This is a genomic window from Aureibacillus halotolerans (assembly GCF_004363045.1).
Taxonomy (GTDB): domain Bacteria; phylum Bacillota; class Bacilli; order Bacillales; family DSM-28697; genus Aureibacillus; species Aureibacillus halotolerans.
Genome location: NZ_SNYJ01000001.1, coordinates 512,534 through 525,936, shown reverse-complemented (window position 1 = coordinate 525,936; position 13,403 = coordinate 512,534). Strand labels below are relative to the sequence as shown.

General features: G+C 41.3%; 12 protein-coding genes. All 12 read left to right on the top strand.

All coding sequences use genetic code 11. The features are described 5' to 3' along the window. Positions 1-257: 257 nt before the first annotated feature. The 12 genes from EV213_RS02290 to EV213_RS02240 all read left to right on the top strand — a co-directional run bounded on the left by EV213_RS02290 (position 258) and on the right by EV213_RS02240 (position 13,359). Entirely contained in the window at positions 258-893 is a 636-nt protein-coding gene (locus tag EV213_RS02290; RefSeq protein ID WP_133578849.1) for a hypothetical protein, read from the top strand. A 329-nt stretch (positions 894-1,222) separates the two neighbouring features. Then, the gene (locus EV213_RS02285; RefSeq protein WP_133578848.1) at positions 1,223-2,260 is read left to right on the top strand and encodes a hypothetical protein; all 1,038 of its coding nucleotides are present in this window, start codon (positions 1,223-1,225) and stop codon (positions 2,258-2,260) included. 63 nt (positions 2,261-2,323) lie between these two features. Continuing rightward, a complete protein-coding gene (locus EV213_RS02280) occupies positions 2,324-3,703 on the top strand; it encodes a VWA domain-containing protein (protein WP_133578847.1) in 1,380 nt (459 codons plus the stop codon). A gap of 159 nt (positions 3,704-3,862) precedes the next feature. After that, the gene (locus tag EV213_RS02275) at positions 3,863-5,245 is read left to right on the top strand and encodes a VWA domain-containing protein (RefSeq protein WP_133578846.1); all 1,383 of its coding nucleotides are present in this window, start codon (positions 3,863-3,865) and stop codon (positions 5,243-5,245) included. A gap of 116 nt (positions 5,246-5,361) precedes the next feature. Further along, positions 5,362-6,732 (top strand): VWA domain-containing protein, encoded by a 1,371-nt coding sequence (locus tag EV213_RS02270; protein ID WP_133578845.1) that lies wholly within the window; start codon positions 5,362-5,364, stop codon positions 6,730-6,732. A gap of 22 nt (positions 6,733-6,754) precedes the next feature. Further along, positions 6,755-7,033 carry a TadE family protein gene (locus tag EV213_RS21275; RefSeq protein WP_133578877.1) on the top strand — a complete coding sequence of 93 codons (279 nt, stop codon included), beginning with the start codon at positions 6,755-6,757 and terminating at the stop codon, positions 7,031-7,033. Beyond that, on the top strand, positions 6,967-7,149 hold the full coding sequence (locus EV213_RS02260) for a hypothetical protein (protein WP_133578844.1): 183 nt from the start codon (positions 6,967-6,969) through the stop codon (positions 7,147-7,149). Before EV213_RS21275 ends, EV213_RS02260 begins: the two co-directional genes overlap by 67 nt. After that, positions 7,149-7,319 carry a hypothetical protein gene (locus tag EV213_RS20625; RefSeq protein ID WP_166639126.1) on the top strand — a complete coding sequence of 57 codons (171 nt, stop codon included), beginning with the start codon at positions 7,149-7,151 and terminating at the stop codon, positions 7,317-7,319. The genes EV213_RS02260 and EV213_RS20625 overlap by 1 nt, the downstream gene beginning before the upstream one ends. Positions 7,320-7,717: 398 nt before the next feature. After that, on the top strand, positions 7,718-9,088 hold the full coding sequence (locus EV213_RS02255) for a vWA domain-containing protein (protein WP_133578843.1): 1,371 nt from the start codon (positions 7,718-7,720) through the stop codon (positions 9,086-9,088). Between the two features lie 147 nt (positions 9,089-9,235). Then, positions 9,236-10,630, top strand: a complete 1,395-nt coding sequence (locus EV213_RS02250) for a vWA domain-containing protein (RefSeq protein ID WP_133578842.1) — start codon at positions 9,236-9,238, stop codon at positions 10,628-10,630. A gap of 105 nt (positions 10,631-10,735) precedes the next feature. Next, positions 10,736-11,455 carry a hypothetical protein gene (locus tag EV213_RS02245; protein ID WP_133578841.1) on the top strand — a complete coding sequence of 240 codons (720 nt, stop codon included), beginning with the start codon at positions 10,736-10,738 and terminating at the stop codon, positions 11,453-11,455. Further along, on the top strand, positions 11,452-13,359 hold the full coding sequence (locus EV213_RS02240) for a vWA domain-containing protein (RefSeq protein WP_133578840.1): 1,908 nt from the start codon (positions 11,452-11,454) through the stop codon (positions 13,357-13,359). Before EV213_RS02245 ends, EV213_RS02240 begins: the two co-directional genes overlap by 4 nt. Positions 13,360-13,403: the final 44 nt, after the last annotated feature.

The following is a 13,403-nucleotide window of genomic DNA, read 5'->3' as shown; positions in this document are numbered from 1 at the left end:
AGTAAGGTGTTGCAAATCAGCCGCTGGCTAAAACACACGTTATGGAAACCAGCTCAACACTGGGTTTGGCGAGTTGAAGGCCGCACTGTGCCTTAGAAAATACCGGCCGCCTCCCTATGTCTAAATGTATATAATTACCAAATGGACAGATCGCCTTTCGTTCAGGTTCTCCTTTTTTTGCTTTACCCGCGATGAACAAAGAACAGAATTTTATGAAATTATTTATGCAACATTAGTGAGAAATAATAAACAAATATATGAAATTTCATTCATGGAAAGAACAACTTGGTATTGTATCTGCACAAGCTAATAAAGATATTAAATTTGTTCGCAGGGCACTTAAAGATATTGAATTGGTAAACAATAAATATCCTGAATTAATAACTGAAGTAGAAGAAGATTGGGAGAGAATCACTACACTTGCTCATTTATTTATTGATTCAGTAGATGACTTTAATAAATTGTATTCTGATGCCTTAGATTTAATCGATACGGTTTGTGTAAGAAATGGATATGCAGATCCGGAAGATATTGAAGAGGTGCAAAAGTTAGAAGTTAAATATGAAATGGTTTTATATGGTAGGTATAAATATCAGATTGAAACATTTATAAATTTAGAAAATGTGTATGAGAGTATTTCGGAGAAAACTCAAAGAACATCTTTAATCTCGAGAAAGAAACTAAAAAATCTCTTGGTGTTTTTAGATGCTCAGCTTCAACCTCGTGCAAAAATCGCATTATTTGAATCGATTGCAACTTTTGAAAAGGACATAAACGGGCAGTTTATAACTAGAAAAAGAGGGTCACTATCTTTGAATCAATTAAAAAGCCATAAACAGAATATATATTTCGAGGCTTTAAGAAAAAGAGTGAACCCGTTACTAAGAAATTAATAAATCTCAAATATTCTCGAATGAGACCTCTAAACGTTTACCTATAATTACTATGTCTATAGTTTAAAACGTTTCAAAGAGGTAGTTATTAAGTTGAAAAAGAGGATTACTTCAAAGGTTTAAATCATTCTATATTAAAAACAGAATGTTTCGTATATATTACTCGTCATTCGTATCTATATACAAATAGGGATAATTAAATACACAAAATTCATCAATTAATTTTGCTTCCTCCTCTAAGTTGTTCACAAGAGACAGGTGGATGGAGATGCTGAAAGCGGAAAAGCAGACGTAGAGGTAAGAATTATAAGCAAGAAGGAGGTGCTCTCTTGCCGACCCATACAAACAACGAAAATCAGAAATTGCTCACTACGTTTCAGATACATATGAGTGAATGTGGCGTTCCTCCATGGTTACAGGAGAAAATGTTCAGTGTCATCGAAGAGGACAAGAGGTCGATGCCCATTGATGAGATTTTTGAGACGTTATCAACCTTTGGAGCTACGACTACGACAGCGCTCCCAGAGCAATTTTACGATGAACATTGGCTGCAAATGGTATACAACACGCGACTGGAATGGGTGAAGGAGGAAATTGAATTTCTCGAAGAGGTGACCTATGATTCGCTGGTAGAGCATCTTGAGTACATACCGCCTCCAGTCAAAGCTATGTCAGAGCAAGCTCAAAAAGCGTATATTGCTGTAAGCTCATGTCTGTTGAACGCGCTTTGCCAAATAGATACGATGTCTTCCGCAGGAAAAACGTCGAAATACTCCAAGGATTCGATGCAGAAAAACGTTTACTTGGCCCCGATGTTTCCAGGATTAGTAGGAATTTTCGCGGTTCTACTTCCTTTCTGGTCAACAGATCTTTTTTACATTTGGTTGGGCGTTATGGGGGCACTTATCGTCTGGATGTTCTTCGCATATTTAGTTAAAGCTCACCGTGATCCCTCAAAGCATGCATTACTCATGGTGTTTCATATGGATCTTGCTGCATTTTGTTGTTTACTCCCTTTTTGGCGGTTGGTGGGTTCCCAGACATGGGTTGCGATGCTTCTTGTAGTATCGTACTTATTCGTTATGCTACTTACGCATTTTAATAAGAGAGTTGTCGCAAAAGAACTTTTTGGGAGGGGCGGCGGTCGGCTTAAAGGGCGGATTTTCACGTTCTCATTTTTGATCCCATCCGTCCTTGTGGGCTCCATTTTAATCTTTCCACACTATTATCAAGATTTGTTCGGCTACGATAAGTCGACTCTAGTTCTTTCATTAGGGATGCTTCCTTTTGCCTATATTATGGTGGTTTTCTTTCACTGCTTATGGGCAAGGGTAGAGGACCCGCAATTTGATGCGAATAAGTCGTGATTTTTGAGGTGTCTATGGCGGAAATATACTCGTGAGCCATTCAGTAATATAGAGAAGAAGGTGATGAGAATTTTTATATACAAGCCGCAAAACCTCTTTGTTGTTCTAGTTGCCCTTTTTATCATTACTGGTTGTTCAAGCAATAACGAGAGTACTAGTAGTGATCAGCAAGAACAAACAGAGTCAAGCTTCATCAACGCTTCATCAGATGAAGCATCAGAAACGCCAAATGTTTACGAACCAGGCACAGAAGTTATACTCCGCCCTGAAACACAAGAAGAGTTAGTCCAGACGAAAGCTGGGCGTTTTGCTGGGGTAGCCTTTTCGGAAAATAAAAAAGAAATTACTGAAATCTTGGATCAATACCCTTCAGTAACAGAACGATCCTCGGAGAAAACCATAGATATGTTAAAACAGCTCGTGCTTCTCTTCGCGGAGGATTATGAAGACCCATTTACAGATTGGCAAGAAATCACGGTGGAGTTTCCAAGTATTTATAATGGCAAGAGTCAATTAAAGCCCAAACTCAACGTAGAGATCATTCTGGATGCCAGTGGCAGCATGGTAGAGACAGTTGATGGGGAATCGAAAATGAGCCTTGCAAAAGCAGCAATCAAAAAATTTACGAGCAATTTACCAGAAGAAGCCAGAGTTGGTTTACGTGTCTATGGGCATCAGGGAACCACCGCTTTTGAAGATAAAATGACGTCTTGCGAGAGTAGTGAACTGGTTTACGAATTCCAGCCATATAATGAATCGGCTTTAGCAGGTGCTCTTGAAGGTTTTTCACCAGCAGGGTGGACTCCAATGGCAAAAGCTCTAAAAGATTCAATGGATGATTTGGAAGGGTTGGATAGTAAGGTTAATACCAATCTAATTTTTCTCGTCAGCGACGGGATAGAAACATGTGATGGTGATCCGGTAAGCGTGGCCAATGAATTGAAACAGTCGGACATTCAGCCGCTCGTCAACGTGATTGGATTTGATGTGGACGAAGAAGGCGAGCAACAATTAAAAGAGGTAGCGGAAAGTGCAGACGGCATTTTTTCCTATGTTGAAAACCAGGAAGACTTGACTGAGCAGTTTGATCGTGCTGATGAAATTGCGGCACAGTGGATCAATTGGAGAGATAAGGAAATTGAACGAATTCAATCTGCCAAAGAAGATCGGAAGCAAGAAATAGAGCAAACAGAACTGTTGTGGGAAGAAAAGATTGCTAGAGAGGACAAAAACATTCAGCAAGCCATTGAGTATTTGGAAAGCGAAGGAATCATAGATTCTAGTGTAGCGGACAGCTTGAGCTACGAATTAAGTAATCGTACGCTGTGGCTAGAAGTTTTGAAGGATGACATCATCCTTGATACGGATCTGAAAAACGCCGATGAAGCATCTGATTCAAAAAGTGAAGTATTTGATGCATTTCATGATAATGCTTGGGATTAAAGAAAGCTGAGGATTTATTCGAGAAAATTTAAGTAAACCAGAAGTTTATAACTTTAATAAAGAGATTAACGTATTTCTTGACGATTTTGAAGAATTGATTTTGTACCCTCGTTCAAACTTATATGCGTGTTTACAAACCTTCAAAGGAGCAAACTTACATTGAAAAATAAACTCGTAAACTTCTTACCCTTCCTTGCTCTAACCTTTTTCATTCTCGCAGGGTGTTCAAGCGAAACAACCTCAACAGGCTCGGTCGGTGATGAAAAGGAAACTGATATTGCTGCGGGAGAAAATACGGATAATAGTGATGAATCTAAAACAACATCGGAGATTATTACGGATGTTTTTAAAACAAACGATCAAGCGGATTGGCTGACAAGTGAGTTAGATAGTTTAGTTAATAACGCCGTTGGCCATTTTGCAGGAGAAACGTATGAAGCGAATAGAGAGGACATTGAAGCGGTTCTTGACCAGTTCCCTTCTCAAGAGGATTTAGATGGGTATGAAACAGAATATATGCAGAAACTGATGCTATTATTTGGTGAAGATTATGAAGATCCATTCCCCGAGTGGGAGGAAATTAACGTAGAGCTACCGACGATTTACAATGGAGCCCGGCAATTGAAACCAAATCTCAACGTGGAAATCCTCCTTGATGCGAGCGGAAGCATGATCGAGGAAATTGACGGTGAGTCTAAAATGGCGCTGGCTAAGGATGCTATTAAAACCTTTGCTGGGAAGTTGCCAGAAGAGGCCTATGTCAGTTTGCGAGTTTACGGAAATGAAGGCACAACAGCGTTTGCGGATAAAGAAATGTCATGCCAGAGCAGTGAGCAAGTGTATGAGTTACAGTCATACGATGAAGGAACATTAAACAACGCCCTCGAGCAGTTTGAACCAGCAGGATGGACACCGATGGCGAAAGCATTGAAAGATGCCATGAAAGACTTGGAAGGGTTGGACGGAGAAACACATACGAACTTCATTTTTCTCGTGAGTGACGGTGTTGGAACGTGCGATGGCGATCCGGTAAAAGTAGCCAGTGAGCTCAAGGAATCCAATATACAGCCCATCGTCAATGTGATCGGATTTGATGTGGATGAAGAAGGTGAGAACCAACTTAAAGCGGTTGCTGAAAGTGCAGACGGCCTATTTGCTTACGTAGAGGACCAAGAAGCACTGCAGGAGCAATTCGAAAAGACCGATGAAATTGCTGCCCAATGGAAAAAATGGAGGAGCGAAACCTTAGCGGAAATTAATGAAATCAGCTCCAGAAGAAGTGAGCGTTTATCTACAGTGATGTCAGATTGGAACGAGAACAGAGATCGGGAACGAGATAATATAAATGCTGCGTTAGATTATTTATCAGAAAAAGGAAAAATCGATACGTCGCACTTTAATTCCTACGGCAACCTCATGGATATCCGTTACCGGGGCCTACATGCTCTGTTTTTTTCAACAAAGACTTTGCATAACAGCAAAAACTTTTCGGAAAGAGTTGGAGGGAAAGCCGAAGTAAAGTTGAAGTTTTTTGATAGGTAACCACTAATCTTTGAATTAATCGTTTAGGAAGTAAAACAGGAGTGAGATGAATCATTGTATTACCAGCAAGCTCAAAACAGTTGTGCTGACAAATATCTTTAGAATGGTGGCTTCTGATGTCTGTAACTAAAATTAAAATGAGCATACTACTAAGCAGTTTTCTTGTTCTACTGGTGGGGTGTTCCAGTAACGCTGAAGAATCAACTCCCCCTGTCGAAGCGACGGTTGACGAAGAGGAACCGAATGAAGATAACAAAGAAGAAATAACTGACGTCTATGACAGTGATACAAAATTCACAGTGTTTCCAGATACCTTGGAAGGTGTGGTCTCTGCACCAACAGGGGAATTTGCTGGAGAAGCGTTTGCTAATAATAAGGAATATATTACAGAAATATTGAATCAATATCCGACTGCCACAGGTGGTTGGGGCTCATCAGAAGCTGATGAGATGTTTAAACAGATCGTAATGCTCTTCGCTGAGGATTACCAGAATCCATTTGAAGGTAATTGGCAGGAAATTACGATCGAATACCCCGATATTTACGGTGGGAAAAGCCAATTAAAACCAAAATTAAATGTGGAAATTATCCTTGACGCCAGTGGGAGTATGGTGGAGAAGGTTGATGGGGAATCGAAAATGAGCTTAGCGAAAGAAGCAATTCGGGAATTTACGAGCAACTTTCCTGAGAAAGCAAATGTTGCCTTGCGTGTTTACGGCCACAAAGGAACGACCGCATTTGATGACAAGGAAGCATCCTGTGAAAGCAGTGAGCTCGTGTACGATTTGCAATCATATGATGAAGCGGCATTAAACAATGCCCTTGGAGAATTCACTCCTTCCGGTTGGACTCCAATGGCGAAAGCTCTTAAAGATTCAATGCAGGATTTAGAAGGGTTAAGCAGTGAAGTCAATACAAATTTGATTTTCCTTGTTAGTGACGGTATTGAAACATGTGGCGGCGATCCGGTAAAAGTGGCAGAAGAACTGAAACAATCGGATATTCAACCTCTCGTCAACGTCATTGGCTTTAATGTTGACGAAGAAGGAGAACAACAATTAAAAGATATCGCTGAAAGTGCCGATGGCGTTTTCGCATATGTGGAAAATCAGCAGGATCTGGCGGAACAATTTGATCGTGCGGAGGAAATTGCTCAACAATGGCTTGATTGGATGTTAAGCGAACACGATAGATTTGATAAGATATTCAAAGAACGCCAGAAAAAAATAGATGAATACTACCAAATTTGGGAGGAGAAAAAGATAAGGGAGGAGGATAATCTCTTCAAAGCCATTGAATACCTAGCTGCTCAAGGAAAGATCGATACAGACGTACAAGACTATCTTGAAAGTGAGGTCAGAAGCCGTATTCTAGATGTAAACAGTGGGGAAGTAGATTGGGAATATAAATACTCTAGTAAAAATAATGATGAGAGAGTCAATGCTGATCTGGAATCGTTTGATACTTATTTTGAAAATGCAAATTGATCTCGCATAGAGGTGAACCACACTGAAAAAGAAATGGCTTGATAAAACAAAAGAAAATGGATCGATTTCGATCGAATTCCTTGGCATCCTCCCAATCTTCCTCCTATTTGTTGCGCTTTTCTGGCAGTTCTTGGTCACCGGCTTTGCCTTGATGACCGTGCAATCTGCGGTCAATGAAGCTGCGATGGTATATTCCGCGCGACAGGTAGTGAGCAACAAGCGAGAGATGCGGCTATGGCTGTTTTTAAGACGGTTGGCGATTATCTCGAATTCGATGAAGAAGAGAGCTCTATTCCCGTAAGCGACCCATTCACGGCAACCATTGCGACGGATCTGGACCTCGTTTTCCTCGCCGACGACTGGAATTTGCCACCGATTCAAATTGCTCGCGAAATGACAAGCCGGGTGATTAAGTAATGAAACGAATATTAAGCAATGAACGAGGCAGTGTGACTGTGCTCCTGATGGGCTCGTTAATGATCATGATCGCTGGTTTTATGGTCGTAATGAGCCTGTTCAATGAATTTATTAAGCAGGGGCACGCGTCCGGCATTGCCCAACAGGCAGCGTTTGCGGCGAGGAAATAGAAAACAGCTAATAAATTGTTTCGTGGGAAAGTGTTTCAAGAAATAATAGACCGAATAATGAAATTATAAATACACCATGCATCTAGTTCAAAAGAAACGATCTATCTTTAGATAAGTTTGATTCAAGGACGAGGGATTTCAAAAGGGATTTCAAACATATATTCAATAGATCATACAATTTTATTAGTCCTTTAGAACTATTTTCCTAGATTGAAGCAAGTTTTGCATACCCAAAGGTTGTAGTATAAATATCCCTATGATAATAATTGGAATCAATGGAAGAACAGTGAAGCTTCAAATAAATAATGGGATTGCTGATAAGGGAAGCTGGCGGTGGGCTAGTATCAAGAATTATTTTTGAGTGGCACCGACTATATCAATAAAAAGGGGGTTGCACGTTGCCTTGGACGATACGAAACGCATTATTTCTACTACTACTGTTAGTTATTTCGGCGTGTTCAAATAATACAGAGGTCAAAGAAACGACTGGTGCTGAATCATCTACTACGAAATCATCAGAAAGCACCAAAGGAGAGCAAGAAGATATAGATAAACTTGACTATCACAATATCACTATGTTTCCAGAAGGCATAGACGATGTCTTGGCATACCCAACTAGCCCTTTTGCGGGTGAGACGTTTAAGGAAAATAGCGAAGCCATTAAAGCGGAATTAGACAATTTTCCTAAACTAACAGAGGAAGCAAGTGAAGAAGAAACCAATGCCTATTTTAAAAGGCTTATCGCCTTGTTTGTTGAGGACTACCCTGGACCAGAGGAAGTCACTGAGGATTGGGATTTTACCTATCCTGATCCTCCGACAACGAGTGATGGTCTTCAGCTAAAGCCACATCTCAATGTGGAAATTATTTTGGATGCAAGTGGGAGCATGGCAGAGGAAGTGAATGGCCAACCGAAAATGGAGCTCGCAAAAGGGGCGATCGACAATTTTGCTTCTCAGCTTCCAGATGAAGCAAACGTGGGTTTGAGAGTGTATGGACATAAAGGAACGACGGCGTTTGCAGACAAAATCGGCTCATGCCAAAGCAGTGAATTGTTTTATGAGATCCAGTCATATGAAAGCAAGACGTTAGAAACGGCACTTGAAGGATTTCAGCCAGCCGGTTGGACACCGATTGCTCAAGCTATAAAAGACGCAAAAAAGGACTTGCAGGCATTTGATGGCGAGGAAAACACGAACCTCATTTTTCTCGTTAGTGATGGGAAGGGGACGTGTGACAAAGATCCCGTTCAAGCCGCAGAAGAGCTGATGGACTCTAACATTCAACCCATTGTCAATGTGATCGGATTCGATGTGGATGAAGAAGGCGAGCAACAATTAAAGAGCATCGCGGAGGCGACCGGTGGAATCTATGCCCTTGTTCAACATGAGGAGGCTCTTCAGAAGCAATTTGAAAGAGCAAGAGAAATCGCAGATCAATGGAAAGCATGGCATTCAGAAGCAAGGCATTACCTTCATGATGAATTTGGAAGACAAAAAGAAGATGTATCAAAGATGCGTGCTACATGGAAAGAAAACTTTAACCGAGAGAGTGACACTATTGTTAGTGCTTTAGACTACTTAGAAGAGAGCACAATTATTGATGGGGATAGTAGAGGAGCCTTATGGGAAATGAATCTTGATAGGGTCTTACTCCTTGGGGATATTGGGAGAATTGAGGCAGGTCAAATTTATGACAGAGCAAACAAAGCCTTCGATCAAAATTTTGATGAAGTTGAGGCGAAAAAAGAGAACAATTCTATTCGATAGAATACTGCTCAATGTTCTTATGTATAACGATAGATTCTAGTTTGCTCGTTGCAAATGAAGCAAACAAACAATAAACAAAATGTATCGACATCATCGATTTGTTAGATTTCTACTAGGAAAGGAGGGGGGTTCATTCTGATCAAACTATTGAAGCGTAAAAAGGAAAGCTCGGTCATTTTATCAATCACATGTATCCTTCTGCTTGCCTTATCAGCGTGTGCACCTGAGAAAACAGGAGTAAGCCAATCAACAGCAGCCAAAAGCAATTCTGTCGTTGAAGATACATCAGACAGAGAGTCAACTGAGGAAGAACCTGAACCAATTGAAAATCAAGATGTCTTTGATAAGGAAACAGAAATTGATTGGAGAGTTCCCGATAAAGAGACCCTCGTTAATAATCCTGAAGGGACATTTGCTGGCGCTCCCTTTGAGGAGAATCGGGAGGAAATCATTGCTGTGTTAGAGCAATTTCCACACGAAGATGATGTCGCAGATGGAAGAGAGGAAATACTCAAACAGCTCCTCTTGTTGTTTGCCGAGGATTATGAAGAGCCCTTTCCAGAATGGGAGGAACTAAAGGTCGATCCTCCAACGATTTACAATGGTAAACGCCAGTTAACGGCTAACCTAAACGTAGAAATTCTTCTAGACGCAAGTGGGAGCATGATTGAAGAAGTCGATGGAGACTCAAAGATGGTGCTGGCAAAGGAAGCGATTCAACAATTTGCTGGAAATCTGCCTGAAGAGGCGAATGTGAGTTTACGGGTGTATGGTCATGAAGGCACGACGGCATTTGAGGACAAAGTGATGTCCTGTGAAAGCAGTGAAGAAATGTACGAGCTTCAGCCGTATGAAAAGTCCACATTATCCGATTCTCTAGAGCAATTTAAACCATCAGGTTGGACTCCGATGGCAAAAGCGTTAGAGGACGCAAAAAAGGACTTGGAAGGACTGGACAAAGAGGCAAACACAAACTTGATCTTTCTGGTCAGTGATGGCATTGAAACGTGCGGTGGCGATCCGGTAAGTGCGGCTAAAGAACTGAAGGACTCGGATATTCAGCCACTCGTGAACGTCATCGGCTTTAACGTAGATGAGGAAGGGCAGCAGCAATTAAAAGATGTTGCCAAAAGTGCAGATGGCGTCTTTGCGTACGTGGAAGATCAAGAAGCGTTGGCAGAACAGTTTGATCAAGCAGATGAAATTGCCGCTCAATGGGAGAAATGGCGAAGTGAAACGGTAGCAGAGATTAATGAAGTCAGCTCCAAGAGAAAAGAGCGATTGGATACAGTAATGTCCTCATGGGATGAGAATTGGGAAAGAGAGCGCAATAATATAAATGAGGCCCTTGCTTATCTTTCGGAGGAAGGCAAAATTGATCGTTTCTTCTACAATCTAGAGATGACAAGTCGTGACATTGGCTTTAATGCTGTAATTAAGCAAACGAGATTATCATATTCATCTGACCAGTTCTTCGAGAAACTTAAAGCTGATCAGGATGTAATGCATGAGAACCTTAAAAGAACGTTAGATTTTGATTAATACAGTAAACGAAAACGAAAAGTTTCGATAACTATAAGCCGATGGATGAGTAAATGAAACGATGTTCAAATAATTAATGAAAGATCATTAAATTGGAGGTGCCTCATGTCAACGGTTTTACTGCAACAGAACGACCCAAAAGTGTTGCCGATGTATTGGGTGTTTACGGTGAATTTTTATGTGTTGGTTATCATTATATCTTTAGGATTGATTGGCCTGCCTGTGTATTTGTTTGCGACGGATAAGCCTGGTTGGGCTGTGTTGTCCATTATTGGCGTTGGTCTCGCTTTTTTCATTTTGCGGTGGACAATGCGTCGCCTTCATCCTTACTTTTGGGAAAATCTTCACCGAAACCAATATACCCTCACACAGGAGGGGATGCGCTACAGCTATTCAGACGTGAAGCGCCGGGAAACGTTAAAAGGCGAGGTGTTGTTCAAGGATATTCCCGAGTGTCGTGTTGTGTATTATGTAGCGAAATATCATTATTCCTATGTGAAGGGCCACAACCGGCGAAAGTCTCCCCATGAGGTTTTTCCAGCATTGCATCTCAAAATAGGCAGTGTGTTTATTCCAGTGTTTCTAAAGGACCATCGTCACCTGGATCATTGGCTTGACGTCCTCCGTGCGCACAATATTCCAATGACATTGCAGAAGGGAACCATATCAGAGGCGAGCATGGATGAACTTGATGAGGAGACGAAAAAAACCGATGGCCTTCCATTTACCTACGAAGAGAAATTTGCTGAAAAGCATTTGCCAGAGCTACAGCAAACGTGGCGTACAATAGATGCGGAGCAAAGAGAGGAGGGGAAGGCCATATGAATTGGTTAAGCGTTTTTGAACCTTGGATTCTCTACCTTGCCCTTTGGGTGACCTTAGTTGGTGGATTGGCACTGTTTTTTGGCAAATACCCTAAAAATGTACTAATCACAAGAACGATTGGCACGTTTCTCGTCGTTTTCTTGCCTCTCACCGCTGCGTCGGGCTATTACACCTATTCTGATTATGCAATGGCCGAGGATGCATATGCCGAAATGGACAAGGCTTATGAAGCGATCTTGGCATCTGGAGATGAGGTTAGTGAATGGGGAAAAATCATTCCGTTTATTCAAATCGTCGAAAAAGACTACTCCTATGACAATCACCTTTACATAGGTAATTTTAATGAGGAATTTACATACGAGGGGCGTATTTGGGTCGAAACTTTAGATGCAGACGGCAATATCATTGATGAACATACCTTTGATATTCTTTTAGAGCCAGGAGAGAAGAAAATGATTGGCACCTTCTCTATGGATGAAGAATTAATAGACTATATTACTTATCCGCAAGAAGGAGCCATTCCAGAGTTTGAGTTCTCAACGTCCACGACGAATGCGAATGAAGAAAATACTGAAGACGAGTCCATCGAAGAAGAAGACACCACACCTAGCTTTCCTACAATCTCTGACGAAGAGCTCGCCGCCATCGAAGACGTAACGATTCCAGAAACGATTGAGGAAATGTCTACGTTGGAGGCGGGAGTGTTTGTACAAAACTTGTCAACCGATGAGAAAGTTGAATTGGATCAAATTGAGACGCAATTGATGCAGTCTTTAGGAAGTCTTGCCGCTGAAACAACCGACCCTGAGACTCTCTTTAAGGGGACACTTTACTACGTCGAAAGCAAGGTTTTACGAGAGGAAGTCAATGAATACCTAAGCATTAAGCCTTCTATTGAGATGCCAATGATGCCGGAACCGCAACAACTCGATATCAACACGTTAAAAAAGGAGTCGGGGAACAAATCAAAAGCCATCATTTTACTTGATGCTAGTTCAAGTATGCTTCTAGAAACCGATGGCGCGGAACGGATGGGGACAGCTAAAAATGCTGTGAAGAAATTTGCAGGGACGGTCGGTAAGCAGAGTGAAGTTGCCTTATTTGTCTATGGACACAAAGGCACACAAGCTGACGCAGACAAAGTATTGTCTTGTTCATCAATTGAAGATGTGTATCCAATGCAAGCTTATGATAGCAGTGACTTTTCAGAAGCCGTCAATGCGATCGAGGCTAAAGGCTGGACGCCACTTGCAGAAGCAATAAAAGTAGCAGGTGCTTCCCTTGAAGACGATAAAGATGTAAATATTACAATGTATATTGTTAGTGATGGTGCTGAAACCTGTGGCGGTGATCCAGTTGCAGAGGCAAGAGAATTTGCAGAAAAAAATGATCAAAACACTGTGAACATCATTGGATTTGATGTGGATTCTGAAGGAGAAAATCAGTTGAAGAAAGTCGCAGAAGCAGGAAACGGGAAATATTATGCTGCTGACTCTCCAGAAGAGCTTACAAAACAAATGACGTATCAATGGGTTCCAAGCATGCTAGATATTAAAGAGGTTGATCGTTTTTCTATCGGTGGAAACTGGTCAGAAGCGTGGCGGTCGCTTGATCTTAAAGAGGCTACGCTTCCAGTGTCCAGCGCTATATCTGATCGAAGTCAGCTCATTCGTAAAGTGATTCGTAAGATGGAAAACATGGAAATGATAAGTGACGAAACGAAAGAGGAACTACTAGCAATAAATGAGGCCAATTATGATGTTCTTCGTGAGAGCAAAGATCGCATGGAGGATATGAAAAATGAAGAATTTGACGAAGCGATTGAACGTTCAAGACAAGAAGTCGATGACTGGATTGCGCGCATGAAAGCACTTCGTGAGGAAGCTGGTCTTGATACGAATTAATGAGTAAAGGAAGTTTACATCTATTTATTCATAGTTCATAGCTC